At 62.9% G+C, this 25,777-nt stretch carries 26 protein-coding genes; 9 read left to right on the top strand and 17 right to left on the bottom strand.

The window, feature by feature from the left end; all coding sequences use genetic code 11:
- Nucleotides 1-28: 28 nt before the first annotated feature.
- On the bottom strand, nt 29-412 hold the full coding sequence (locus HOP59_RS01420) for a nuclear transport factor 2 family protein (RefSeq protein WP_234252520.1): 384 nt from the start codon (nt 410-412) through the stop codon (nt 29-31).
- A gap of 166 nt (nt 413-578) precedes the next feature.
- Entirely contained in the window at nt 579-971 is a 393-nt protein-coding gene (locus HOP59_RS01415) for an HIT family protein (RefSeq protein WP_234252519.1), read from the bottom strand.
- 634 nt (nt 972-1,605) lie between these two features.
- On the opposite strand from HOP59_RS01415, the gene HOP59_RS01410 reads away from it, so the two are divergent.
- From HOP59_RS01410 to HOP59_RS01400, 3 genes are all read left to right on the top strand, one after another.
- On the top strand, nt 1,606-2,496 hold the full coding sequence (locus tag HOP59_RS01410; protein WP_234252518.1) for a diguanylate cyclase: 891 nt from the start codon (nt 1,606-1,608) through the stop codon (nt 2,494-2,496).
- 198 nt (nt 2,497-2,694) lie between these two features.
- The gene (locus HOP59_RS01405) at nt 2,695-3,075 is read left to right on the top strand and encodes a septal ring lytic transglycosylase RlpA family protein (protein ID WP_026038304.1); all 381 of its coding nucleotides are present in this window, start codon (nt 2,695-2,697) and stop codon (nt 3,073-3,075) included.
- Nucleotides 3,076-3,242: 167 nt separating this feature from the next.
- Nucleotides 3,243-3,482 (top strand): hypothetical protein, encoded by a 240-nt coding sequence (locus HOP59_RS01400; protein WP_010629936.1) that lies wholly within the window; start codon nt 3,243-3,245, stop codon nt 3,480-3,482.
- Between the two features lie 116 nt (nt 3,483-3,598).
- Here HOP59_RS01400 and HOP59_RS01395 read toward each other — a convergent pair whose 3' ends face one another.
- From HOP59_RS01395 to HOP59_RS01380, 4 genes are all read right to left on the bottom strand, one after another.
- Nucleotides 3,599-3,937, bottom strand: a complete 339-nt coding sequence (locus HOP59_RS01395; RefSeq protein ID WP_234252517.1) for a zinc ribbon domain-containing protein YjdM — start codon at nt 3,935-3,937, stop codon at nt 3,599-3,601.
- A 142-nt stretch (nt 3,938-4,079) separates the two neighbouring features.
- The gene (locus tag HOP59_RS01390; protein ID WP_010629938.1) at nt 4,080-4,529 is read right to left on the bottom strand and encodes a GNAT family N-acetyltransferase; all 450 of its coding nucleotides are present in this window, start codon (nt 4,527-4,529) and stop codon (nt 4,080-4,082) included.
- 27 nt (nt 4,530-4,556) lie between these two features.
- A complete protein-coding gene (gene yghU / locus HOP59_RS01385) occupies nt 4,557-5,420 on the bottom strand; it encodes a glutathione-dependent disulfide-bond oxidoreductase (protein ID WP_234252516.1) in 864 nt (287 codons plus the stop codon).
- 62 nt (nt 5,421-5,482) lie between these two features.
- Nucleotides 5,483-7,456: a sigma-54-dependent Fis family transcriptional regulator gene (locus HOP59_RS01380; RefSeq protein WP_234252515.1), complete on the bottom strand. Its 1,974-nt coding sequence runs from the start codon at nt 7,454-7,456 to the stop codon at nt 5,483-5,485.
- A gap of 331 nt (nt 7,457-7,787) precedes the next feature.
- On the opposite strand from HOP59_RS01380, the gene HOP59_RS01375 reads away from it, so the two are divergent.
- Nucleotides 7,788-9,584 carry an NAD(P)/FAD-dependent oxidoreductase gene (locus HOP59_RS01375; RefSeq protein WP_234252514.1) on the top strand — a complete coding sequence of 599 codons (1,797 nt, stop codon included), beginning with the start codon at nt 7,788-7,790 and terminating at the stop codon, nt 9,582-9,584.
- A 143-nt stretch (nt 9,585-9,727) separates the two neighbouring features.
- Here HOP59_RS01375 and HOP59_RS01370 read toward each other — a convergent pair whose 3' ends face one another.
- From HOP59_RS01370 to HOP59_RS01350, 5 genes are read right to left on the bottom strand one after another with little or no spacing between them, the layout of a single operon-like run.
- Entirely contained in the window at nt 9,728-10,372 is a 645-nt protein-coding gene (locus HOP59_RS01370; RefSeq protein ID WP_234252513.1) for a Vat family streptogramin A O-acetyltransferase, read from the bottom strand.
- Nucleotides 10,373-10,426: 54 nt separating this feature from the next.
- Nucleotides 10,427-10,963 (bottom strand): GDYXXLXY domain-containing protein, encoded by a 537-nt coding sequence (locus tag HOP59_RS01365; RefSeq protein WP_234252512.1) that lies wholly within the window; start codon nt 10,961-10,963, stop codon nt 10,427-10,429.
- The gene (locus HOP59_RS01360; protein ID WP_234252511.1) at nt 10,960-12,051 is read right to left on the bottom strand and encodes a DUF4401 domain-containing protein; all 1,092 of its coding nucleotides are present in this window, start codon (nt 12,049-12,051) and stop codon (nt 10,960-10,962) included. The genes HOP59_RS01365 and HOP59_RS01360 overlap by 4 nt, the downstream gene beginning before the upstream one ends.
- Nucleotides 12,048-13,028: a DUF2157 domain-containing protein gene (locus tag HOP59_RS01355; protein ID WP_234252510.1), complete on the bottom strand. Its 981-nt coding sequence runs from the start codon at nt 13,026-13,028 to the stop codon at nt 12,048-12,050. The genes HOP59_RS01360 and HOP59_RS01355 overlap by 4 nt, the downstream gene beginning before the upstream one ends.
- 37 nt (nt 13,029-13,065) lie before the next feature.
- Nucleotides 13,066-13,752, bottom strand: coding sequence for an RsiV family protein (locus tag HOP59_RS01350; protein ID WP_234252509.1), 687 nt, complete (start codon nt 13,750-13,752; stop codon nt 13,066-13,068).
- Nucleotides 13,753-14,155: 403 nt separating this feature from the next.
- Here HOP59_RS01350 and HOP59_RS01345 point away from each other — a divergent pair, with 403 nt between their 5' ends.
- From HOP59_RS01345 to HOP59_RS01325, 5 genes are all read left to right on the top strand, one after another.
- Complete coding sequence (locus HOP59_RS01345) at nt 14,156-15,004, top strand: GlxA family transcriptional regulator (RefSeq protein WP_010629947.1); 849 nt, start codon at nt 14,156-14,158, stop codon at nt 15,002-15,004.
- A gap of 151 nt (nt 15,005-15,155) precedes the next feature.
- Complete coding sequence (locus tag HOP59_RS01340; protein WP_234252508.1) at nt 15,156-16,139, top strand: TRAP transporter substrate-binding protein; 984 nt, start codon at nt 15,156-15,158, stop codon at nt 16,137-16,139.
- A gap of 58 nt (nt 16,140-16,197) precedes the next feature.
- On the top strand, nt 16,198-16,692 hold the full coding sequence (locus tag HOP59_RS01335) for a TRAP transporter small permease (protein ID WP_234252507.1): 495 nt from the start codon (nt 16,198-16,200) through the stop codon (nt 16,690-16,692).
- A complete protein-coding gene (locus tag HOP59_RS01330; protein WP_010629950.1) occupies nt 16,692-17,972 on the top strand; it encodes a TRAP transporter large permease in 1,281 nt (426 codons plus the stop codon). Before HOP59_RS01335 ends, HOP59_RS01330 begins: the two co-directional genes overlap by 1 nt.
- 49 nt (nt 17,973-18,021) lie before the next feature.
- Nucleotides 18,022-19,038 (top strand): proline racemase family protein, encoded by a 1,017-nt coding sequence (locus HOP59_RS01325; RefSeq protein ID WP_234252506.1) that lies wholly within the window; start codon nt 18,022-18,024, stop codon nt 19,036-19,038.
- A 76-nt stretch (nt 19,039-19,114) separates the two neighbouring features.
- On the opposite strand, the gene otnC is transcribed toward HOP59_RS01325, so the two are convergent.
- The 6 genes from otnC to HOP59_RS01295 form a co-directional block, all read right to left on the bottom strand.
- The gene (gene otnC / locus HOP59_RS01320) at nt 19,115-19,759 is read right to left on the bottom strand and encodes a 3-oxo-tetronate 4-phosphate decarboxylase (RefSeq protein ID WP_234252505.1); all 645 of its coding nucleotides are present in this window, start codon (nt 19,757-19,759) and stop codon (nt 19,115-19,117) included.
- Nucleotides 19,756-21,036 carry a 3-oxo-tetronate kinase gene (gene otnK / locus HOP59_RS01315; protein WP_234252504.1) on the bottom strand — a complete coding sequence of 427 codons (1,281 nt, stop codon included), beginning with the start codon at nt 21,034-21,036 and terminating at the stop codon, nt 19,756-19,758. The genes otnC and otnK overlap by 4 nt, the downstream gene beginning before the upstream one ends.
- Nucleotides 21,033-22,547, bottom strand: a complete 1,515-nt coding sequence (locus tag HOP59_RS01310) for a tripartite tricarboxylate transporter permease (RefSeq protein WP_234252503.1) — start codon at nt 22,545-22,547, stop codon at nt 21,033-21,035. The genes otnK and HOP59_RS01310 overlap by 4 nt, the downstream gene beginning before the upstream one ends.
- A 45-nt stretch (nt 22,548-22,592) precedes the next feature.
- Nucleotides 22,593-23,123, bottom strand: coding sequence for a tripartite tricarboxylate transporter TctB family protein (locus HOP59_RS01305; protein ID WP_234252502.1), 531 nt, complete (start codon nt 23,121-23,123; stop codon nt 22,593-22,595).
- 248 nt (nt 23,124-23,371) lie between these two features.
- Entirely contained in the window at nt 23,372-24,340 is a 969-nt protein-coding gene (locus HOP59_RS01300; protein WP_234238708.1) for a Bug family tripartite tricarboxylate transporter substrate binding protein, read from the bottom strand.
- A 54-nt stretch (nt 24,341-24,394) separates the two neighbouring features.
- Nucleotides 24,395-25,555, bottom strand: coding sequence for a hypothetical protein (locus tag HOP59_RS01295; protein WP_010629957.1), 1,161 nt, complete (start codon nt 25,553-25,555; stop codon nt 24,395-24,397).
- Between the last annotated feature and the right edge of the window lie 222 nt (nt 25,556-25,777).

Here is a 25,777-nt window from a genome sequence, read left to right as displayed (position 1 = left end):
CCGTCGGCGTTGTCATGCCGGGCGGGCCTCAAAGCGGCTGCGTGGCAGCACGCGTGAAATGCAGTGACAGCACGCGCCACTGACCGTCCAGCTTCCGCCACAGCTCGCTGAAAAAGAGGTTCGGGCGAGTTCGCGCATCTCCCACGACTCGCCCTTGTCCGTATATGGACACCAGTTCGCCGAACGGCATCAACTTGACGATGTCATCCTCGGCCCGACTACCGCGGGCGAACCACTTGCCGCCCGCCACCGCCTCGGCAATGCTGCCGAGCTGATCCAGCTTACCCAGCAGCCCTACCTCATTGATCAGCACGAAATCGTCGCTCTCGATATGATCCAGCAGACCGACGTTGCCATCAATGTAAGCGGCGTACCACTGGCGACGGGTCTCCAGCAGCTGTATCTCTTGCACCCTGTCCTCCATGAGCCAGCCTCTTGGACCGGCAAAGGCCCACCGCAAGCACGGCGGACTTAGACAAAGGATTCATGATAGTGCAGTGGCCAGGGAGCGGTATCAGACATTGACGCGGCGGCGTGTAAGCCAATGCTTACACGCTCGACGAAGCCCGGTGCGCATTTCAAACCAGGGCCCCACGAATCCGATCGGCATTCTCGGCCAGCTCTTCGGAGCTTGCCTGGGGCAGGCCTTCGACCCGGATATCCTGCATGGCATCGATAGGCACCAAATGCAGGTGCACATGGGGCACCTCGAGGCCGACGATCATCATGCCCACCCGCTCGCAGGGAAAGGCTCGTTTCAGCGCCTTGGCCAGCTTCTGCGAAACCGCCATGAGATGGGCGCTCAGGTCTATCGGCATGTCATCCCAATGGTCGATCTCCTCGCGCGGAATGACCAGCAGATGACCTGGCTTCATGGGGTTGAGGGTCATGATCGCTACACAGCGCTCATCGGACCAGACGAACTCAGCCGGCAATTCACCTCGAATGATGCGGGAAAAGACACTCGTCATTTCGCTACTCCCTGTTCGAAAACCTCAAGATGCCATAACCTTGTGATCCCGTCTCCTGCGTATGGAGCCGATATCTTTGCATTGCGCTTCCAGCGACCGCCCTCGCCCCCACGAGCCGTCAACCCTCAGGTGACGCTTGACGATCCAGCTACACTGGCCCAACCGTCTCCAAAAAGAGACATTTAACTGGCTGTTTTTATTGCTTTTTCATTACATCGCTCAGTTTGTGTCGCCACATACCTACACTTCGGCGCAAAAGTCGACTCATAAAGCCGAACCTTCCCGTATTCTGCCTTTCAGAAACAGCCATAACCCATTGTTTATATATAAATAATCAAAATCATGGCACTATTTTCGCTAGTATACTGACAGAGCGATACTGCGGCCCGAATGGCAATCCAGGCCACGTATCCGGAGGCTCCTTGCCAGGGCATGGCAGGATGCGGGAAGGAATCCGCCGAGTCTCTTATGGTTTCCACCGGTCGAAGGCACGCTTTGCGATTGAGTTAGCACTATCCTTTAGTTCCCTGCGTACTTGGGCCGCTCTGCGGCCCTTTTTTTTCGCAGCGAAGCAGTAACGGAGCCCTGTTCACGGATACTTTTATCAGCAGTCAGGGATGAGACGAACATGCGCATGAAGCCACAGTCTCCGCTGATCAATACCCCCAGCCTGGCCGGCCTGGCCTTGGCGGTTGCTCTGCTGTTCGATGCCGCACTCTCCATCCAAGGCCTGGTGCCGGACCAAGCCAGCCTCTTCCCCGCACTTGCCCACTTCCTCGAGACCCAGATCGCCGAGAGACTTCACGCCGGCACGGCACTCATTGCCTTCACCAGCGGCATGGTGCTGGCGGTATCGCTGATCCTGATCCCCATGCAACGGGTCTATCATGCCCGAGAAGCTCGACTGCTGCGCGAGCGCGAACGCCTAGAGGCCCACAACGCCAAGCTCGCCCATCGAGCCGCCAGCGACGGTCTGTTGAGCATTGCCAATCGTCGTGAATTCGAGCGGGTACTCAAGCTGGAGTGGCGCCGGGCGGCACGCGAACGCCAGCCGCTCGGCCTGCTGATGATCGACATCGACTGCTTCAAGCGCTTCAACGACAGTTACGGCCATCAACATGGCGACACCTGCCTGCGCGCAGTGGCTGGCGTACTGAAGGCCGCCGCCGCCCGGCCTGGTGATCTGGTGGCCCGCTATGGCGGCGAGGAGATGGTCGTACTGATGCCGCATACCTCACTCGAAGGCGCCAACCTCATGGCCGAACGCATCCATACCATGTTGACGGAGCGCGCCCTGCCTTTCCCCGACTCTCCCGTGGCAGCCCATGTCACCGTCAGCATCGGCGTCGCTTCACTGCTGCCCGTGCGTGATGCCAACCGCGCCACCCTCGTACAGCAGGCCGACGAGGGGCTTTACATGGCCAAGGAAGCAGGTCGCAACCGAACTGCCAGCGTTCCCCACCTGCGCCTTCTGCATGCGGCGGACGGCAGCGCAACCTGGGCCAGCCAGGAGCAGAGAGCCTGAGCGCCACAGTGCTGCAATTGTCTCTTTCAGCCAACATCGCCAAACACCGCCCATCAAGCAGCCTTCTTCTGCAAACATGCAATAGTGCGAAATTGGTGGGTTGCCTCATGGTGCCACGCCGGGTACTATCCATAACGCTCACCAGCACCTCATCGATGGAAGCGATAACCGCCAACACGATCAACCCGAGGTAAAACCATGGGAGCTCTACCAAAGAAGTTGCTCGCTTGTGGCCTGGCAGGGATGTTGGCGGTATTCGCAGCCCACGCTTCTGCCCACGAGCCTGAGGTCCAGGAGGAAGGCATCGCCTCCTTCTACAGCGACCGCTTCCAGGGCGCCACCACGGCCAGCGGTGAACCCTTCGATCAGCAGGCACTGACCGCAGCCCACCCCAGCCTTCCCCTCGGTACCAAGGTGATCGTCACCCGGGCCGATACCGGGCAAGAGGTAGAGGTCCTGATCAACGATCGCGGCCCCTTCGTCGAAGGGCGGATCATCGATCTCTCCAAGCGCGCGGCACGCGAACTCGGCATGCTGAACCGGGGCGTGGCGCCGGTCATGGTCACCACCATTCAGTAATCCTGCCAGCAGCTTCTTACCTCTACCGCGCCTGTCGGGCCGGTAGCCATTTCGTGTGAATGTACCGAAAATTACAGTTTTCCCAGTTTTGGACGATATTCATAACAAGCGACGATCGACCGTAAGAGCCGAAGCGCTTTTTGCTATCGCATGACGTAGGGAAAAACATGAACAGTCTCAATGCACAGATCGAGCTGTCGGAAGAGCGGGGAGAGGCGTCAAGCAATGCGGTTCTCTGCAAGCGTCTGGTCCTGGCCAAGATTCAGCTCGACCGACTCGAGCAAGACGGCACCTGCAAAGACCTGAGTGCACTCAGCGCAGCACGCGTGGAGTTCGCTCTCGCCTCACGGGCACTGGCCGATGCACTGATCGCTCAGGAAGCTTCGGACGCCCCCAGCCACACCTGATCGGCCACGATAAAAAAGCGGAGCCGAGCCCCGGCCCCGCTTCGGCCTGTTTTCGGTTGTCTGGCCGTTGCCAGTGTGGCTTGGTGCCATCAGATGACCGGTAATGCTTTCGATACTCACACCTTCTTGACGAACTCCGACTTCAGCTTCATCGGCCCGAAGCTGTCGATCTTGCAGTCGATGTCGTGATCGCCCTCTACCAGGCGAATGCCCTTCACCTTGGTGCCCACCTTGACCACCGAGGAAGTGCCCTTGACCTTGAGGTCCTTGATCACGGTGACACTGTCGCCGTCCTGCAGCTCATTGCCGTTGGCGTCGCGCACCACCTTGCCGTCGCCAGCCTCGCTCTCCACCTGAACGGACCATTCGTGGCCGCACTCGGGGCAGGCGTACATGCCGGCCACTTCGTAGGTGTATTCGGATTGACAGGCGGGGCAGTTCGGCAAGGCGCTCATGGCGATCTCTCTGTAGGGTCTAAAACCGTCGGGTTCAAAAGCTGTCGAATTGAAAAGGGCATGCAGCTTGCCAGAGCCCCCCGGGGGAGTCCAATCGCGCCCTCATGTCAAAACCGTCTCGCGCGGCGTGATGACGAGGCGCTCAGTCTCCCCTGAAACCCTTGGCATAGAAGGCCATCCCTTCGCTGCAGCGAAAGCCGAGCTGCTGATAGAAGCGGGCCGCGGGGATGTCCCGCCCCGTGGCCAGGTACACCGCACGCACATCTCTGGTGGCCAACGCTTCCTCGAGCACCCCATAGAGCTGCGAGCCGATACCTTGCCCCTGGCGATGCGTGGCCACGCACATCTCCCGCAGGTAGAACAGCTTGCCATCCAGATACGGTTCGAGGTTGCCCAGCAGAAACCCCTCGAGCTCCTCACTCTCACCCAACCCCACTACGCCCACGGCACCTGGCGACTCGAAGAAGTGTTCGAGCCGCGCCAGTGCGCCATCTGCATGCCAGGGCTCGTTCCAGGGGGCGGTGGAGAACACCTGCGCGAAGAGCGCCGCGCAGGCTTCCAGATCACACCGTTCCAGGCGTCTTGATTGCATGGTTTTCTCGAAAGAAAAGGATCGGGGCTAACGCTTGTCCTGAGTATTGGTCTCGAAGTCGCTGGCGTCATGACGCTCGTGCAGCTGCTGTTCAAGCGGGCCGAAGGTGCGATTGACCATGCGCCCGCGCTGCACCGCCGGGCGGGCATCGATCTCTTTGGCCCAGCGCTGCACGTGCTGGTACTCCTGCACCTGCAGGAACTCGCCGGCATCGTAGACACGATTCAACGCCAGCTGACCATACCAGGACCAGTTGGCGATATCGGCAATGGTGTATTCGTCGCCGCCGAGATAACGGCTCTCGGCCAGGCGACGATCGAGCACGTCGAGTTGACGCTTGGCCTCCATGGCGAAGCGGTCGATGGCGTACTCGATCTTGGTCGGCGCGTAGGCGTAGAAGTGACCGAAGCCGCCCCCCAGGTAGGGCGCGCTGCCCATCTGCCAGAACAGCCAGTTCAGCGTCTCGCTGCGCCCGGCATGATCACGGGGCAGCAACTCGCCGAACTTCTCGGCCAGGTAGAGCAGGATCGAGCCCGACTCGAACACCCGGGTGGGTGGCGTGGTGCTGTGATCCATCAGCGCCGGGATCTTGGAGTTGGGGTTGACCTCGACGAAGCCGCTACCGAACTGCTCCCCCTCGCCGATGCGAATCGGCCAGGCGTCGTATTCGGCGCCTGCGTGGCCCAGCGCCAGCAGCTCCTCTAGCATGATCGTGGCCTTCACCCCGTTGGGTGTGGCCAGCGAGTAGAGCTGTAGCGGATGCTTACCCACCGGCAATGCCTTGTCGTGGGTGGGTCCGGCGATGGGCCGGTTGATGTTGGCGAACTCGCCGCCGCTGGCCTTTTCCCATTTCCACACCTTGGGCGGCAGGTACTCGTTGTCTTGGCTCATGGAAGCTCCAATACGCTAGGTTCTGGGCAGCAAAGGCACACAATAGCCACAAAGATAGCGTGTTAACGTTCGAGCTTCGAGTCGGACTCGCGCCAGTTGGGCGGCACCAGGCCATGGCGGCGCATGCGCCGGTAGATCGTGGGACGAGAGACACCGAGTCGCCGCGCGGCGAGACTGACGTTCCAGCCTGTTGCACGCAGCAGTTCATGCAGCGCCTCGCCCTCGCCCGCCGCCTTTTCCTGCTCCATAGCGAGCGTCTGCGGTGCGGCGCCGAGGAGGCCCTGGCACTCTTCCGGCAGGTCGTGAAGCGTGATCTCGTCGCCCTCGGCCGTGGCCAGAGCGAAGGCCAGGGCATTCTTGAGCTGACGGATGTTGCCCGGCCAGGCGTGAGCCAGTAGCGCACTCATGGCATCGGCGCGCAGGCGCACCTCCCGCTCGCGCTCGGCAAGAAGCGCCTGGTAGACGCTGCGAATCACATAATGCTTGTCGGCCCGCTCGCGCAGCGCCGGAAGCCGCAGCTGGGCGCCGTTCAGACGATAGTAGAGATCTTCCCGGAAGCCGCCCCGCGCGATCAGCTCGCTCATGTCACGATGGGTGGCGGTGATCACGCGAATATCGATACGCAGCGCCTTTTCAGCCCCCAGCGGCATCACTTCACGCTCGGCCAGTACGCGCAGCAGCCGGGTCTGCAGCGTCAGCGGCATGTCGCCGATCTCATCCAGGAACAGGGTGCCGCCGTCGGCCTGCTGGATCAGCCCGCGCATCCCCTTGCTGCGCCCTCCGGTAAAGGCGCCGGGCAGGTAGCCGAACAGTTCGCTTTCGATCAGCGATTCGGGAATCGCGGCGCAGTTCACCGCCACGAAGGGTCCCTTGGCACGCGTACCGCTGTCGTGCAGCGCCCGAGCCAGCACCTCCTTGCCGGTACCGGTCTCGCCGGTGATCAGCACGCTGACCTCTTCGTTGCGCAGCCGCCGCGCCAGCTTGAGTACCCGATGCATGGCGGGGTCGTCCGAGGCGAGCCGGTCCAGCGCCGGCACCGGCGCAGGCGAAGGCGGCAAGGGACATGGGGCCGGGCGTCGACCGCGCGGCTCGAGCAGGGTGACGAAGCAGGTGGTGTCGTTGGCGCGTGCCCGAAAGGCGCGAATGCCGTCATCGCTGGCGGCCGGGATGCCCAACAGTTCACTGAGTTCACCGTCGAACAGCTGGGTGACCGAAGGCTGCCAGCCCGGCGACCAAGGCGGCCAGCGGCGCAGATGGGCGTCGATCAGTGCGCGACCGGCGCCATTGGCCGCGACCACACTGCCGTCCTCCTCGATGGCGATCAGCCCTCGGCCATTGAGATGCACGAACTCGCGGGCGGTATCGAAGCGCAGCATCAAGCAGCGGCGATAGCGGTGCAGGAAATAGGCGTCCTCGATCATCCGCGCATAGAGCGTAACCAGCGGCAGACCGAAATTCTGGCTCTCCTGGGCGCGCGGCGACTGCAGCGCGGAGATGTCCAGCACCGCGATGACCTGCCCCTGCGGGTCGGTGATCGGCGCCGCCGTGCAGGTCAGGCTGATGTGGGTGGCATCGAAGTGCTCGCTCTGGTGGCAGGTAATGGCTTGGGCGTCGTGCACGCAGGTGCCGACCGCACAGGTGCCCGCATACCGCTCGTCCCAATCGGCACCGAGGTAGAGACCCGCCCGGCGCAGCGCCGGCTCCCGCTCGCGCTGGCCGCGGAAATCGACGGTGATACCCTGCCGGTCGGTGAGCAGCAGCACATAGCCCAGCGGGGCGATCTGGGTGAAGAGCTGATCGACGCCAGCCCGCGCGACATGCAGCAGTTCGTCGACCGGCTCGCGGTGCTCCTTGAGCGCCTGTTGAGTCAGCACCCGTACGGGGCGGGGGCGACCGGGGTCGAGTCGGTACTCGCCGACGCAGCGCTCCCAGGAGCGCCGGATCACTTCCCGGCAGCCGCCCAGGTCGGCCGGCTGGCCTTCGCTGAGCCGGATCAGGGTCTCGATGTGCTGGCGTTGCTCGTTACGCAATGGCATCGCTGCCTCCGGTGCCGCCGTGCCGCTCTCCGGCGGGGGTGGCCTTGTTGTTGTATGGCAGGCCTGCTTCCAGCCTATGCCGTACCGGGCAGGAGTCAATCGGCTTCACCTGCGCCCTTGGTCGGGGGTTACAGGTGTAACGCCCGGGCCGCTTCCGTCACGTGACAGCTGTCACATGCGTTACAGGTCACTTAACGCTACCCCTCGCTTAACACCCGCTCGTAACACCATGCTTTTCAATCGTCTGGAAGCGTTTCTCGCACGCACTCCGCGGCTGGCACGGTTTCTGCCAGGACACAGGGCGTCCCCCAACAACAAGCGGAGAACAACGATGACGACACCCACGCCGACTCAACACGCCCAGCAGTGGCTGCGCGACTTCGAGAGCGCACTCGAACAACGCGACATCCAACGGGTCATGGCCCTGTTCAATGACGAGTGCTACTGGCGCGATCTGGTCGCCTTCACCTGGAACCTCAAGACGTTGGAAGGCAAGGACGCCATCCAGTCGATGCTCAACGCCACCCTGAGCGAGACGCGTCCCACCAACTGGCAGCTCGATGGCGCGGCCACCGAAGCCAATGGCGTGACCGAAGCCTGGTTGACCTTCGAGACCGGCGTCGCCCTTGGCAAGGGCTACCTGCGCCTGAAAAACGGCAAATGCTGGACCCTGCTGACCACCATGCAGGAGCTCAAGGACCACCCCGAGCCACGCGGCGCCAGGCGCCCCCTGGGGGCCGAACACGGCGCCAGCAAGACCCGCGAGACCTGGCTCGAAGCGCGCCAGCGAGAAGCACAGGAGCTCGGCTACACACGCCAACCCTACTGCGTGATCATCGGCGGCGGACAGGGCGGCATCGGGCTCGCCGCGCGGCTGCGCCAGCTCGACGTCCCCACCATCGTACTCGACAAGCACCCTCGCCCCGGCGACGCCTGGCGCAACCGCTACAAGTCGCTGTGCCTGCACGACCCGGTATGGTACGACCACCTGCCCTACATCCCCTTCCCCGAGAACTGGCCGGTGTTCGCACCCAAGGACAAGATCGGCGACTGGCTGGAGATGTACACCAAGGTAATGGAGCTCAACTACTGGAGTTCAACCGAGTGCGAGGGCGCCAGCTACGACGAGGCCAGCGGCGAGTGGACGGTGCGGGTCAACCGCGACGGCGAGCAAGTCACGCTCAAGCCCAAGCAGCTGATCCTGGCCACCGGCATGTCGGGCGTGCCCAACGTGCCCCACTTTCCCGGCGCCGAAACCTTCGAAGGCGAGCAGCAGCACTCCAGCCAGCACCCCGGGCCGGATGCCTATCGCGGCAAGAAAGTGGTCGTGGTGGGCTCCAACAACTCGGCCCACGACATCTGTGCGGCGCTATGGGAGAACGACGCCGACGTGACCATGATCCAACGCTCCTCGACCCACATCGTCAAGTCCGACTCGCTGATGGAGCACGCCCTCGGCCCGCTCTACTCCGAGGAGGCGGTAAAGAACGGCATCACCCACGACAAGGCCGACCTGATCTTCGCCTCGATCCCCTACAAGCTGTTGCCCGACTTCCAGCGCCCCGCCTTCGACCAGATCCGCGAACGCGATGCCGAGTTCTACAAGAAGCTCGAGGACGCCGGCTTCCTGCTCGACTTCGGCGACGACGACTCCGGGCTGTTCCTCAAGTACCTACGCCGCGGCTCCGGCTACTACATCGACGTGGGCGCCTGCGACCTGGTCGCCAACGGCGACATCAAGCTGCGCAGCGGCGTGGGCATCGAACGCATCAACCCGCGCTCGGTGACGCTCAGCGACGGCTCCGAACTGCCCGCCGACCTGATCGTCTACGCCACCGGCTACGGCTCCATGAACGGCTGGGCGGCGCGCATCATCTCCCAGGAGGTGGCCGACAAGGTCGGCAAGTGCTGGGGGCTCGGCTCCGACACGACCAAGGACCCCGGCCCCTGGGAGGGTGAGCTGCGCAACATGTGGAAGCCCACCCAGCAGCAGGCGCTGTGGTTCCACGGCGGCAACCTGCACCAGTCGCGCCACTACTCCCACTACCTGGCGCTGCAGCTCAAGGCGCGCATGGAAGGCATCCCGACGCCGGTGTATGGCCAGCAGGAAGTGCATCACCTGGCCTGACACCACTTGGCCTGACACCACATGACATCACGGGCCGGCACTTGCCGGCCCACATGACAAGCACATTGAGGTCATCCCATGAACGACGACAAGCACCGCGAGCCCCCCGGATGGCATCCTCGAGAAAGGCTTCGAAACGCTGCTCAACGACGAGTCCCAAGTGAAGATCGCAAGGCCTCCACATCCCCCGCCACGATCAGAGGCAGATGCCTTGTGATCTCTTCCACCGGCCAGTCCCACCAGGCAATGGCCTGCAAGGTTTCGACCTCTTCCGGCGAAAAGCGCTGTCTGATCGGGCGGGCAGGGTTGCCTCCTACAATCGTATAGGGCGGCACGTCGCTCACCACCACCGAGCGAGAAGAGACGATGGCACCGTTGCCGATCTGCACGCCGGGCATGATGAGCGCGTCATAGCCGATCCACACGTCATGGCCGATGACCGTATCGCCCTTGTAGGGAAGCTCGCTCGCCGCCGGCATCACCTTCTCCCAGCCGTTGCCGAAGATCTGGAACGGATAGGTGGAGATACCGGAGAGCTTGTGGTTTGCCCCATTCATGATGAACTTGACGCCTCGGGCGATGGCGCAGAACTTGCCGATGATGAGTTTGTCGCCGATGAACGGATAGTGGTAAAGCACGTTGCGTTCGAAGTTCTCCGAATCTTCCGGGTCGTCGTAATAGGTGTAGTCGCCGACGATGATATTCGGATTCTTGACCACGCTCTTGATGAAGCACACCTGAGGGAACCCTTCCATGGGGTGCGGGTTCGCGGGGTTCGGGCCGTGCATACTTACCTTCCTTCGCTTGGTTCTTGATTCGGGTCGATATCTCTCCAAGTGCTTCTATCTCTCCATATCCCCCAACAGCTCCAGCTCGTCGCCGTGCAGTGAAACCAGCAGGGGCTCGCCGCGCTCGTTCACGCGGAACTGGCCGTAGCGGGCGGGCTCGTAGCGTTCGGCATGGCCTTCCTGAAAGAAGAAGGCATCGGTGGCGAAGCGTACCTGGCCGTTGCGTAGCCGATAGCGCAGGCGCCGCTCGTCGGCCTCCAGCGACTCCTCCGCAGCCCCCAAACGCTGGAAGTGGGCCACACCACGGTCGTCGAGACGCACGATGACGTAGCCGTCGGCGGCATGCCGCTCGTCCACCTCGGAGCGCCGCTGGTACAGCGCTTCGCGGATACGGTTGGCGATCTCGAAGTTCAGCGCCATGTAGTCGCCCTGCATCAGCGAGCGCGGATCCACCGGTGCCAGTTCGAGAAATACCGCCTCGCCCTGCGCCAGATGACGCTCCTTGCCCAATATGGCCAGGTTGACTACGGTCAGGCTCAGCGCCGTGGCGGCAACCACCACGATCAGGTTCCGTCTGGTAGCCGGCTTCATGCGTCCGCCCCCTCCTCTACCGCGACGCTTGCCCCGGCGCGCCAGCGGCGTTGCAGCGCCCAGCGTATCGCCAGCAGCAGCAGGCCGAGCGCGAACAGCGTCATGGCCTTGGCCAGCAGAGAGGCGTCGAGCCAGTAGTAATAGCTGGTGATGGAGAGCAACAGCAACAACCCGCCGAACCCCATGACCCCGCGATGGCCGATGGCAAAGCCCAGCGCGACCACCACTGCGCCATGACTTAGGCCATGCGCCTGCAGCGAGAGCAGCGCCAGCAGCAGCACGGCGGTATAAGCGGCAACCCGCATGCCCGGTTCGGCCCCATGGGCATGGCGCCGAAAGAGAAGCCGAAGCAGCAGCAATAGCGCCAGCAGGCCCAGGGCATCCCCGGCCCAGGGCTCCAGCCAGTCGAGCCCGCTGCCCACGAAGTAGCGCCCCAACAGCAAGGACTGACCGAAGTAGCCGACCGACTGTATCGCCAATAATCCCAACAGCAGGCCATAGCCCAGCGCCTCCAACTGGCGGACGTGGGCCGGCCAACGAAACTCGTTCAGCCACAAGGCGGTCAGCCCCAGCAGCACCAGCCCGCCGGCCATCGTAGGGGCGGAAGCGGTTTCGACCATGGCCAGATAGAACGCCAGGCACGCGGCGAAGGCGGAAAAGGTACGGTGAGTCAGGCTCGGCATGATCAGGGCCAGCACGACCTGAAGTGCTAGCAGCGCCCACCACAGCCCAGCACTATCCCACCCCAGCGTAGTGCCCAGCACTGAGGCCAGCGCCCAGGCCACCAACATCTGCCCCGCCAGGCTCGCGGCCAGGGCCAGATGCTCCAGAAAGTCGCTTTGCGCTTGTCGCAGCAGCGCATAGGCGCCGCCAATCAGCACCAGGCCCAAGATGGCCGAGGCGACGCTGCTGTCGAGCAGGAATACTGCGCCCATGCCGATGAAGCCGAGCAGGAACAGCGCTGCCAACCAACCCGAGAACGCCTGAATGGCACGCACGAACCAGGGCGTTTCGATTGGCGGCGCGCCGTCGGCCTGGGATACGGCAATCCCGCTTTCGATGAGCTTTATCTCCAGCGAACGGCTCATGACGACATCTCCCGGTGCAGCCGCTTGAGCCAGAACACTGCCGCAGCCCCCATCCCTAATACCGCCATAGAGAGCACCAGAAAGCTCTCCGCGCCGCCCTGCCACAGCAGATGCCGGCCAAGCAGCAGCGTGACCACGACGATGACCGACAGGCAGCCGCCCGCCAGCATGAACAGCTCGGGCCGCCAGTGGCGATAGACGACGTAGAGCGCCACCAGCCACAGCAGATAAACCGGCAGCACTGGGGAAAATGCCAAACGCTCAGCGACGACCCAGCTCATCATCAGCAACGTGAGCGGTACGCCGCCGCCCAGCGCCAACAGTTGCACGGGCCATCCCCGCGACAGCCAACGCCAGCGTCGTGCGCCCAGCTCCCATACCGCGAGCGCCAGCGTGTTGAGAATGAAGAGTCCCCACAAGGCGCCCGTATCGCCGCTGAACAGGCCGAAGAGCCCGCCCCAGGTGCGAAAATAGAGCGCAAGTGAGAGGTTGAGCAGCCCCAGCCACAGGAGCCACAGCGCATCGAAGCGCGCCACCAGCGCCCAGGGCAGCATCAGTACGGCCCAGACGAAGAACAGCTGCCATGGGTCGGCGCCGGTCTGGTACACCTGGCCGACCAGCGCCAGCAGCACCCCAAGCAGCAGCGCAGCCGCCATCAGCGCGACCCGCGGTACGAGATCGCTGGCGGCACCGCGCACCTCGGCCCAAACGTACACCGCGATGGCCACCAACAGCGCCGCCTGCACCAACCCAAAGCGCATCAACCGACCCATCTCGGCCCAGTTGTACGCCACCAGGAACAGTACGCCGAAGACCAGCGCCAGCGCACCCAGCCACAGCAGCAGTCGGTCCAGGAACACCCCCCAGGCCCGCCCCGAAGGGTGCAGCCCGGAAAGCGCAACCGCCCGCGCCACCTGCTCACGCGGGATCGCGCCGCGCTCGATCAACGCCACCAGCTCACGGCGAATGGAGGCCATGTCGTTTCCCTGCGATGTTTTCGTGTCCTACCGAGGCCTATTCTTGCCCCAGATAGCGCGGCTTGGCGATACCTTCCAGCTCAGCCAGCGGAATACTCAGTTCCGGCTGACCAAGGGCGTAGGGGGTGATCTCATAGACGTTGTATCTCACCACCCAGGCGGTTTCGAGCGGCGCCACGTTCTGGCTTGGATGAAATGGCCAACTGGCGGCAAACGCCTCGTCCAGTTCCTGATCTCTCAGCCAACGCTCATGGGCCCGGGCCAGAGCCTCCTGGAAGGCCGGGGCCTGGCCGTCGAGCAGCATGTCGTCGAGCGTAACCTCATGCCCCAAACGCTCGTCGATGACCATGAACTCGGTCAGCGGCATGCCGTGGGCTTGCCCGGCATGGTAGACATAGCTGCCGAGTTCGATGACCAGCAGATCGTGATGGCGGGCCAGCACCTTCGCTTCGAGCGAGGCCTGGCTGGCGGCATGTGGCGGGGCATACCGACGATCTTCTCTGGCCAGCGCGAAGAAAGCCTCGGCATAGGCTTCCCATGAGTCCCGCGGCCACTCGGTCTCGCCATCGGTTATGCCCTGCCCCATCGCCAGCAGCCTTGCGCGCAGCGTTTCACTCAGCTCTGGCGAGTCGGGGAAGTGCAGTGCCCTCACCTCCACCTCGGCGCACTGCTCCGCCGGGCAGTCGCTTTCCACGAAATGCGCCTCGACGGGTTCCTGCGTCATCCCGGCCCTATCGTCCGGCTCCTGCTGCGCCTGGCAACCGGCCAGGAGCGACAGGCCCGCAGCCATCACTAAAATCGTGCGATACGACATTATGCTCCCTCCTTTCTGCCACCAAGGGCAGAGCGATGGTAGCCACGCATCGCCTTTCCTCGATGGGTGCGGTCCTGTTGCTGCGACTAGTCGGACTCGAAGATCTTTCATTGCCAGCGCATACTGCTCGGTAACGCTACCCGCCTCTACATAAGACATCGCCATGTTACCGTCACAGGATCCCCCACTGCGCGTCGGCTTTATTCTATTGCCCCTGTTCACGTTAAACGCCTTTGCCGGTTTCATCGACTCCTTGCGGCTAGCGGCTGACAAAGGGGGCCGCAGCCGACAGATCCACTGTAGTTGGAATATCATGGGACCAGGGCCTGTCATCTCGAGCTGTGGGTTGGAAGTCCATCCGCAAACGACCTATCGCGACCCGAACCTTTTCACTCACATTGCTGTCTGCGGTGGCAACAACTATCTCGACCCTCATGAAGACAAAGCTCTCAGCCACTATCTCAAAGATGCCTATCGTCAAGGAGTCAAGCTGGTAGGAGTTTGCACCGGCACCTTTGCCATCGCCCGGGCTGGCCTGTTAAAGGGCCAGCGGGTATGCGTTCATTGGAACGTCATCAACGACTTCCGTCAGCAATTTCCGCATATCGATGCCACTCCCGATCGACTATTCCTAGAGTCGGTGCGCGTCATCACCTGCGCCGGCTCCTCGGGAGCGACCGACATGGCGCTACATCTCATCCGCCGTGAGTGTGGGCCGGACAAGGCTCAGCAGGCGATTCGCCATATGATGCTGAATGGGATGCGCACCTCAAACTCGCCACAGACTCACTTCTTCGAGGCCATTCAGGACATACGCGACGAGCGGGTAAGGGTCGCTGTGTTGACTATGGAGCAGTCGCTCAATACACGCCTGGACAGCCAGGCCCTGGCCAAGCGCATCAATCTCAGTCCACGCCAACTCGACAGGCTGTTCCAGCAGGAAATGGGCACCACTCCCATGCGCTACTTCAAGACCATGCGCCTGCGCTACGCCGAGTGGCTGCTGCAACATACCGACAGTTCGATCGCCGAGATCGCTGCCGAGTGCGGCTTTTCCGATGCATCCCACCTGGCGCGGGACTTCCAGGCCCATTACACCTGCAGCCCCAAGCAGTCACGCCTCAAGGGACTGAGCAGCCAGGCCAGTGCTCAGGCTTCCTGAGCACGATTCAATCCACAAAGCACGTCTGAAACATTCTCTTTCTTGTCCGTTTTCTTCTATAAGCGGGCACCCCGCGGCCCTACCCTAGAGGCACGTGTTCGTTCACGTCAGTGACACGACTCCCTTACACAACAACTTCTGGAGCGTCACCATGAAGCGCAAACTTCCCTCTCTCCTGACAGCCATGGCAGTGAGTTTCGGTACTGCCGGTTCCGCAACGGCCGCCGAGCTCGAACTACGTGCCGCCACGATAGGCAGCCAGCAGGGCATTCAGATGACCGGCCTCAATGCACTCGCCAGCCACGTAGCCGAAGCCACGGGTGACAGCGTCGAGGTGCGACTCTTCCATGCAGGCTCCCTGGGCGATCAGATCAGCAACATCGAGTCCCTCGATACTCGCACGATCGACATCGCCACCATCGAAACGCCGATCACCACCATCGACGAAGACCTGGGTATCCTCTCGCTGCCCTACCTGTTTCGCGATAGAGAGCATGTGAGAAACGTGTTCCTGGGCGAGATAGGCGACACCATCAAGGAACAGCTCCAGGGACAGAATTATCGAGTCATTGGCTTCTACGAGGGTGGGTTTCGTCATATCACCAACAATCGCCGTCCCATCGCCACACCTGAAGACTTGAGTGGCTTACGTATTCGCACCCCGGAAAGCCGCCAGCGGGTGGAAATGTTCAACGCCTATGGTGCCAACGCCTCACCATTGCCCTATCCGGAGCTCTATTCTGCGCTCCAGACACGCGTTTTCGACGGCCAGGAAAACCCGTTGGTCGAGGTCGAAGCCAGCCGCTTCTATGAAGTGCAGGATTATCTCTCGCTGTCGGGTCACGTCTATACCGTGGGCTTCCTGCTGATGAACGAAGCGCGTTTCCAGGACCTTTCCGACGAGGTACAGCAGGCGCTGCTGGAAGGGGGGCAAAAGGCCTTCGACGCCACCGTCGACTTCGGCGAGCGCGCCGACCAGAGCGTCATCGAACTGGTCGAGCAGAACGGCATGCAGGTCAACGAAGTCGATCTCGATGCCTTCATCGAAGCGTCCCAGCCACTGTGGGAGCGCTTCACCCAGGGCATGTCGGACGAAGCGCGCGAGCTGGTACAGCGCATCGCCGAGCATCCCTGAGCCTCACCGTCAGCCCGGCGGGCTGCCCTGGCCCGCCTCTTCCCTGCAGGAGCCTCCCATGCTTGATCGTTTTTTCGAAGCGGTCGCGGCACTGCTGTTGCTTGCCATCACCCTGCTCGCCCTGGCTGCCGTGATTGCACGCTACGTACTCAATGCCTCGCTGTCCTGGAGTGCTGAAGTACTGGTGGGCCTATTGGTCTACGTCACTTTCTTCTGCGGCTACCTGGCACTGCGCAAGGGTGCCCATCTGCGCATCGACGTGGTGGCCGCATGCCTGCCCGCCCGCGGCCAATGGGTTCTGTTCTTCCTCAATCAGGCGCTCATCGGTGTGGTCTGCGTGGTCATGGTGGTGTGGGGCCTTGAACAGACCCTCACCTTCTCCCACCGCACCACTCTGATGCTGGGTGCCCCCCAGTGGCTGTTCTATATCGCCGTGCCCATCTCGGGCGTGGGCATGCTACTGGAGCTGATTCGCCAGTGCATTGCCGCCGTCAAGGCCAAGGTGCCGCCCTATGAAGCCTCTCGGCAAGCCGCACTGGAGGAGAGTATCTGATGATCCTGCTTGCGATCCTTCTCGCCCTGCTCATCCTGATCGGACTGGCCATGCCGATTGCCTTTGCGCTGACCCTTGTCTCGATCGCCGTGCTGGCTTTCTCCGGTGTCGACATGCTGGTTCTGGTGCAGCGGCTCTACCGTGGGACCGAGTCATTCCCGCTGCTGGCGGTCCCGCTGTTCATTCTGGCCGGCCAGATCATGAATCACAGCGGCATCTCTGCACGCCTGATCGATCTCGCCCGTGCCCTGGTCGGTGCCATTCGCGGCGGTCTAGCCGCGGTAAACATCCTGACCTCGATGTTCTTTGCCGGCATGAGCGGCACCTCGATGTCCGATACCGCAGCCGTAGGCGGCGTCATGATTCCGCAGATGATCAAGCGTGGCTATTCGGCCTCCTTTACCGCTGCGGTCACGGCCTCGTCCTCCACCATCGGGATCATCATCCCACCCAGCGTGCCCATGGTCCTGCTGAGCGCCTACATGGGTCTTTCAACCGGCGCACTGTTCGCTGCCGGCCTGGTCGCTGGGGCACTCACCGCCCTCGGCCTGATCCTGATGGCCTGGTGGATCTCGGTGAAGCGCGAGTATCCCATCGAGTCCGCTTTCTCGCTGAGCGAACTGAGCCGTGCCTTCGTCGGCGCCCTGCCGGCCCTGATGATGCCGATCATCATTCTGGGCGGCATCCTGGGCGGCATCTTTACGCCCACTGAAGCCTCTGCAATAGCGGTCGCCTACGGCGTGCTGGCCGGCACACTGTTCTACCGCTCGCTTTCGCTACGCGCCCTCTATCTCGCGCTGGTGGAAAGTGCCGTGCTCACCGGGGCAGTGATGTTCGTGACAGCCGCGGCGCACACCCTGGGCTACACCTTCACCTATCAGAGCCTTGGTGAGTTGATCCTCGGTCCTATCGCAGCCCTCGACATGGGTCCGATCGGGTTCCTACTCATTCTGAGCCTGGTGCTGATCCTTGCTGGCACCTTTCTCGATGGGATCGCCATGATGTTCATCGTGGTGCCGCTGTTTCTGCCCAGTGTGCAACTGCTCGGCATCGACCCTCTGCAGTTCGCCATGGTGGTGATCCTGTGCTGGGGCATCGGCCAGCAGACACCCCCTGTGGGCGCCGCGCTATTCATCACCAGCGTGATCTCCAAAGTCGATGTGATTCGCATCACCTACGCCAACTTGCCTTTCATCGCCGTGATGCTGTTCGTGCTGCTAGCCGTGATCGTCTGGCCGGAAGGCATCGTCATGAGCGTACCCCGCTGGCTCGGCCTCTAGCCGCGCCCTGCGTAACCAACCCCCAACGCCAGAGCCACAGGAAATCCCAATGAACAATCAGCAGTTCCTCGACGTGATCTATACCCATACCGAAGGCGAGCCGACCTGTATCGTGCATGGCGGTATTCCCTATCCCTTCGGCGGCGACATCCTCGACAAGCGCCATTATCTCCAGCAGCATCACGACCACGTGCGAACCAGCTTGATGCGCGAACCGCGCGGCCACCAGCACATGTTCGGCGTGTTTCTCACTCCACCCTCCGATGCCGATCACGACGCCGGCATGCTGTGGATCGACGGCGAGCAGTTCGTCGACATGTGCGGCCACGGCACCATTGCGCTTTCCATGGCCATGGTCGCCCACCGCCTGGCGCCACCGCCCCGGGAAGACGGCCTCACCCGCATCCGCTTCGAGACCACCGCCGGCACCGTGGTCTCCGAAGTGAAGGCCGACGCCGACAAGGTGCACTGGACACGTTTCGAGAACGTGCCCGCCTTCGTCATGCAGCAGGATATCCCCGTCGAAGTGCCCGGCCTCGGCACGCTCAAGGCCGACCTGGTGTTCGGCGGCAACTTCTTCGCCATCATTCGGGTACCTTCCGACAAGCAGCCCATCTGCCCGGAAAACGGCAGCTACTTCTCCCATGCCGGCCAGGCCGTGAAGGCCGAGCTCAACGCCCGCATGGAGATTCGTCACCCGACTCACCCGCACATAAACGGCTTGAATTTCGTCACCTTCTGGCACGAGGGCTCACAGTCGGATTCGCTCTACCGCAACGTGCACGTGTTCTCCGACGGCAAGCTAGACCGCTCGCCCGGCGGCACCGGCACCAGTGCGATGATGGCCATGTTCCATGCCCGCAACGAGCTGGAAGTGGGTCGCCCCATCCACTCCGAGGGCCTGCTCGGCAGCGGCCGCTTCACCGGGGAGATTCTTGGCGAGACGGAAGTTGGCGGCTACCGGGCCATCCGCCCCAGCGTACAGGGCACTGCCGAACTGATCGGCTACGCCAAATGGCTGATCGACGCACGTGACCCGGTCGGTCGCGGTTTCGTGATCCGTTGAACGAACGATTCATGACGACGATGAACGCCGCCCTGGCTAGCCAGGGCGGCGTTGACATGACAAGGCGAGCTCGGACTCAGGCAGGAAAGCGCCGCTTCAGTTCGGCCACCTGCTCCTCGTTGAGGGCGCGAGGATTTTCCCCGCGCAGCAGCAGGAAGAGTTTGGCGGTCTCTTCCAGCTCCTCGGTAGCGTATACCGCCGCTTCCAGGTCCTTGCCCGCCACCACCGGTCCGTGATTGGCCAGCAGTACGGCGCTATGCTGGCCCGCCAGGCCACGCACGGCATCACCCAGCTTGGGGTCACCGGGTACGTGATAGGGCACCAGCGGCAGCTTGCCGACCCGCATCACGTAGTAGGCGGTGAGCGGCGGGATGCAGTCGCAGTGGTCGATCCCCGGCAGGCACGACACCGCCACCGAATGGGTCGAGTGCAGATGCACGATGGCGCCAGACTGGGGGCGCTCGGCATACATTGCCATGTGCAGGAACTGCTCCTTGGTGGGTTTGTCGCCGTCCAGCCACTGGCCCTGACCATCGAGCCGCGAGATACGCGCAGGGTCGAGGCGCCCCAGACAGGCGTTGGTCGGTGTCATCATCCAGCCGCCATCGTCCAGGCGCACACTGATGTTGCCGCTGGAACCCATGGTCAGGCCACGGTCGAACAGCGACTTGCCCAGGGTGGATATCTGCTCGCGCAGCCTGTTCTCCTCGTGAGCGCTCATGGCAGCACCTCGAAGGCACGCGTGAAGAAATCGACACCACCGAAGTTGCCCGACTTCAGCGCCAGCGACAGAGGGGCTTCGCGACTCTCGAGATGGGCCTGGGTCCAGGGTACGCCGGGGTCGATCTGCTCACCGATGCGCAGGGTATTGAGCTTGAGTGCCGACACTACCGCTCCCGAGGTCTCGCCTCCGGCCACTACGAGCCGGCCTACTCCCTCGCTCACCAGGGTCGCTGCCAGTTGGCCCAGCGCACGCTCGACGAGCTGGCCCGCACGCTCTACGCCAAGCCTGGCCTGGGCGGCTTTCACCTTCTCCGGATCGGCAGAGGCGTAGACCAATACCGGCCCGCCGCTCTTCAGGGTGTCGCGAGCGAAATCGAGTGCCGCTTGCAGCTGCGCATCGCTCTCGGCCAAGGCCAGCGGGTCGAGAGAGAAACCGGGGTGGCGCTTCAGAAAGTGCGCTACCTGAGCGAGTGTCGCTCTGGAACAGCTGCCGGAGAGCACCAAGGCACTGCCGCTGGCCGGCTGCAACCGGCCCGGCTCGGCGATCTCGTCCAGCCAGCCCAAGCGGCGATAACGGTCGGGCAGTGCCTGGCCCAGACCCGAGCCGCCGGTCACCAGCGGCATCGCCTCGCAGGCCTCTGCCAGCACGTCCAGGTCATGCTCATCGAGGGTGTCACAGATCACGTGGCGCACGCCCTGCTCAGCCAATGCCGCCAGGTGCTGCCGGGTCGTCTCGGCCCCTTGATCGAGAACCGGGCGCGGCACCAGCCCAACCGGATGGGGGGTCTGGGAAGCGAGTACCCGCACCAGATCGGCATCCGTCATGGGCGTGAGCGGATGGTGCTGCATGCCGCTGTCGTTGAGCAGTCGATCGCCGACGAACAGATGCCCCTGATAGACGGTACGGCCATTCACCGGGAATGCCGGCACCATGACCGTCTGCGTCACACCCAGCCGCTCCATCAGCGCATCGGCCACCGGGCCGATATTGCCACGCGCGGTGGAGTCGAAGGTGGAGCAGTACTTGAAGAAAAACTGCTGGGCACCTTGTGCCTGCAGCCACGCCAGCGCCGCCAGCGAATCGGCCACGGCCTCGTCGGCCGGGCAGGAGCGCGATTTGAGCGCCACCACCACGGCGTCGACCTCGCTCACATCGAGATCGGTGCCGGGTACACCGATCACTTGCAGGCAGCGCATGCCGCTGCGCACCAGATTGTTGGCAAGGTCCGTGGCACCGGTGAAGTCGTCGGCGATGGCGCCCAGTACGATGGTCATGAATGACTCCGCTGTTCAGGTGACGAGTTGGAAGCAGCCCGGTTACGCAGGCGCTTCATCAGGGGGGCGACGATGGCCATGGCAAGCAGCAGGAAGGCGATGGCCAACAGAGTGGCGCTGATCGGCCGGGTGAAGAGAATCGACAGGTCGCCCTGGGACATGGAGAGCGTGCGGCGCAGTTCGCTCTCGGCAATCGGGCCGAGCACCAGGCCCAGAATGATCGACACCAGCGGAAAGCGGAGTTTTTCCAATAGATAGCCGAGCACACCGAAACCGAGCATGAGCCACACGTCGAACATCGAGTTGCGCACTGAGTAGGTCCCCACGATGCAGCACATGACGATCAGCGGGCCCAGCGCCGAATAGGGCACGTTGAGCAGCTTGGTGAACAGCGCGATGAACGGCTTGGAGAACAGCAGGATCATGAAGTTGACGATGAACAGCCCGGCAAATACGGCATAGATCAGATCGCTGCTGGTGATCATGAACATCGGGCCGGGTTGCAACCCATGCATGATGAAGGCGCCGAGGATCACCGCCGTGGTGCCGCTGCCCGGAATGCCGAGGGCGAACAATGGCACCAGCGCTCCCATGGCAGCGGCATTGTTGGCCGACTCCGGCGCGGCCACCCCTTCAGGCGCCCCCTTGCCGAATTTCTCCGGGTGCTTGGACCAGCGCACCGCCTCGCTGTAACTGACCATGGCCGCGGTGCTGGCCCCGATACCAGGCAGAATGCCGGTGATCACGCCGATGAACGAGGAGCGCGTCAGCGTACCGCCGATCTGGCGCAGAATGGGCAGATCGAAGATCTTCACCTTGACCTTCTTCAGCGGCTGATGGCTGTCCTGGTCGAGGGCACGCTTCATTACCTCAGAGATGGCGAACAGCCCCACGATCATCGGGATCAGGCCGACACCCTCGGCAAGATTGAGATTGCCGAAGGTATAGCGGCTGGTACCGGTGAGCGGATCGGTGCCTACCGTGGCGATCAATAGGCCGAGAGTCGCCCCGATGAGTCCGTAGATCAGCCGGCCGCCCAGCGAGGCCACCACCGTCAGGCCGAGGATGGCGAGGGCAAAATACTCCGGTGACGAGAAGCGCAGCGCCATGGTGGCCAGAATCGGCGTGAACACGATCAATGCCACGGTACCGACGAGACCGCCGATGGCAGAGCTCAGCACGCCGATACCCAGCGCCTTGCCGGCCTGCCCCTGCTGGGTCATCGGATAGCCGTCGAAGGCGGTCATCACCGATTCCGGCGTACCGGGCGCACGGTACAGGATCGCCGTGATCAGACCCGAGAACACCGTCGCGCCATAGATTGCGGTCAGCAGCATGAACGCCGTGGTGGGCTCCATGCCATAGGTAACCGGCAGCAGGATAACCACCAGGATCACGCCACTGATACCCGGCAGCGCACCGCCGATGAAGCCGATGAATACCGCAGAGGTCAGCAATAGCAGGTTGAGTGGCTGCAGCACCACGGCCAACCCGCTGAGAAAATGTTCCATCGTCAACTCCCGGAGCAAGTCGATAGAGGTGTCATCAGGGCGGGCTCACGGCAGGGGGATGCCGAGCAGGGTCACGAAGACTCCCTGCATGAGCACCACCGCCACCACGACAGTGATGACGATGACCAGCCACGAGCGCGCACCCAGCAGCAGCGTGCACAACAAGGTGAAGATCGCACTGGCGGCGACGAAGCCGATGATTGACATCAGCAGGGTGTAACCCACGGTGGCCGCCATCAGCCACCAGTGCCGTGTGGCCGCGAGCGCGAGCGTCCGCGCCGGGGCTTCCCCCGTATCGCTCTCACTTGCCCCGGTCGGGAGGTCATCTGGTGAAATGGCGTGCTGTACGATGCCGTCCTGTAAAGGCTGCTGTGCTCGACGGCGCCCATCCCGCCAGGTCATCACCAACAAGGCGCCACCAAAGAGCAGCAACAGGACGGTAAGAAGAAGCGGCCAGACCCGCGGCCCGATGAAGGTGGAAACCTGCGCCGAGCTGGGGAACTGAAGCGTGAGCGGCAGGCTGGCCAGGGCGAGCAGAATGACCGCCACCGCGAAAATATAGATCCTGGCTTGCATAATGGCCCCCGCAGGGAACGTCGCGTGACCGGCCTAGGCTTTGTACGAAAAGTCGGCGAGCGATGGCCAGACAAGGCAAAAATCGGCGAAAAGACGGAGTTTACGGGGGTGTAAATGAGTACTTTGAGCCGATTTTTAACGCTGTATGGGCGAGCGCAGACAGTTTTCGTATGGAGCCTAAGACTGGCTCAAGCGGTGAATGAAAGTGGGAGCGGGTCACGCCCCCACTGGTGCCTGTCGGGAACGTATCAGTTACCGTTCTGCAGCAGGCGCGAATAGAGCTCGTAGTTGTTCTCGAGCCGCTGGCGGTACTCTTCGCCGCCCATCCAACCCTCACGATAATCGAGGTTCACACGCTCGGCATAAGCCTGGTATTCCTCTGAAGCGAAGATCTCCTGGAACACACCTTCGAGGTGCTGGACGAGCTCAGCCGGGGTGTCTGCATGGACGAAAACCGCCCGGTCATTGCCATCGGTCAGGTCCCAGCCGTGTTCCACGGTGGTGGGCACGTCAGGGTAGTGGTCCAGGCGCTCCTCGCTGAAGATCAGGATCGGCATCATCTGGCCCGCCTCGATATAACTCAGCAGCGGGCTGAGCGAGGTGGTGGTGGCGTCGATGTTGCCGCCCAGCACGTTGGCCGTGGCGTTGCCGGTGCTGTCATAGGGAATGAAGTTCATGTCCAGGCCGGATGCGTCACGCAGCGACAGGAAAGCCACATGATCCGGGCTGGCCGTGTGCGTGCCACCTACCGTCACCTTGCCCGGGTTCTCTTGGGCGTACTCCAGGAACGACTCGAAATCGGGATAGCGCTCCGGATTGACGAACAGCGCCATGACATCCGACTGCATGCGTGCAACGGGCGTGAGCTGATCCAGGCCGATCGGATTCTGCCCTGCGGCCAGGGAGGTCACGTAGGTGGTGGAAGCGAAATCCAGGGTGTGACCATCCGGTGCCCCGTTGGCAGTCCGCTGGTGAGCTAGGGCTCCCGAGGCCGAGGGCAGGTTGACGACAGTGATGCGCGCCCCGCCTACCGCCTCCTCGAACATCGGCCGTACCACGCGTGCGAAGTTGTCGACGCCACCGCCGGCGCCGGCAGCCACCAGGAACTGGATCGGTTTGCTGGGATAGTCGGCCACTTCATTGGCGCTGGCGCCCATGGCTACGCCAACCAGGGCCAGGCCCAGAGTAGCGGTTTTCAGTGTTTTCTTGGTGAGCATGTCGTTCTCCTTTACATAATTGTTATGCGTGCGGTTCCGGTCGGATGAGCGAGTTCAGTCAAGCGTGCTGTCGACGCTTTCACGCAGCGTTGAGGTGGCATCCTGCCCATGGAACAACCGATCCTGCTCCTGACGCAGTTGGTGGAGTCGCGAATCGGGCAAGGCGACGTCCGCCAGCGTGATCGGCTGGTTGGGGGCGATGTCGCGAACGACTTCCGCCCCGGGAAGCAGATAGAAAGGCACCTTGGCCTCGGGCGAGAGCGCCGCGGCCGGATGAATCTCGGGCCGCAGGCCCTCGATATGGCGATGATGGCCGCGCATCTCCAACCGCTGGCCGGCAGGGATCGCCTGGGTAGCACGGGCGGTCAGATCGAACTTTGGCGTGGTCGCCTGACCGCCGCCGGAGGTCCTGCCGTTCAGCACCGCATCGAGCAGCGAGATCGGCGCTTCCAGGCCAAGCAAATGGCGCGGCAGGTAGATCATTGCACAGTTGCCGCTGCGGCTGAGAATGTGCCCCTTGTCACGCAACAGCGACCACACGTGAGGATCCTCGCAGCGCACGACGATGAACACACCGCCGGCGAAGCTGATCTCGTCCGGGCGGCGCAGGCAGTTGAATACCTCGAGACGCTCGTTGCCACGTAACACCCCACCGTGCGTCTCGAGGTCGAGCAGGGTCGGCACCTCGCCGGTTCTCAGCACCATGGCATGGAACTCCGGGAGGTCGGGGCCGAGCCCGGTGGCATTGGCCACGTTGACCATCTCGCACAGGTCGGGCACGGATATCTGCGGGATGGCGGCCAGGGCCTTGCCACGGGCCTCGACAGCCTCACGCTCCGCGCCCTCGGGCAGCTCCCACAGCTCGGCCAGACCGGGCGCCGGGTAGGAAACGCCATTGCAAAGCACGCTGCCGGCCGCCTCGTCCCAGACGAAGTCGTATTCGCTGCTCTTGCCCGCGGCAATGATCTCGAAGCCCAGCGTACGAGCCCAGGTGACGAGCCCGATCAGCAGGCTTGGCTGGTCCCCATCCATCGGTGTGAAGAGGCGATCATGGCGTTGCGCCAGGCGAGTCAGGTAAGGCCCCACAACGGACTCGGTCTCCTTCGTGGCGATGCCCACATGCTTGCCCGCCAACAGCGCGGCTTCGGCATAGCGCCCCCCCACTTCGGGAATGCCCGTCGATTCCACCAGAATGTCGAAAGGCAGCGCCTGCACGTGCTCGAAGCTGCCCGCAGCGACGTACCCGCCTGATTGCCAAGCCTTTGCTGCCTCCTCGGAAGAATGGCATACCATTATTTCAGCATCGGGCACCCCGGAAAAGCGCAAGGCTTCGGCGGCTCTCTCCGGTGTGACATCAATGGCAACCCTCGCTGCGAGCCCTTCCATGCCGCGAGCCTGCCGCAAGACACCCCTTCCAAAGTCGCCGGCGCCAGCCAC

The sequence above is a fragment of the Billgrantia aerodenitrificans genome (genome assembly GCF_021404405.1).
Taxonomy (GTDB): Bacteria; Pseudomonadota; Gammaproteobacteria; order Pseudomonadales; family Halomonadaceae; genus Halomonas; species Halomonas aerodenitrificans.
Note: the sequence above shows the minus strand (reverse complement) of the source record. Positions and strands in the feature narration are given on the sequence as shown.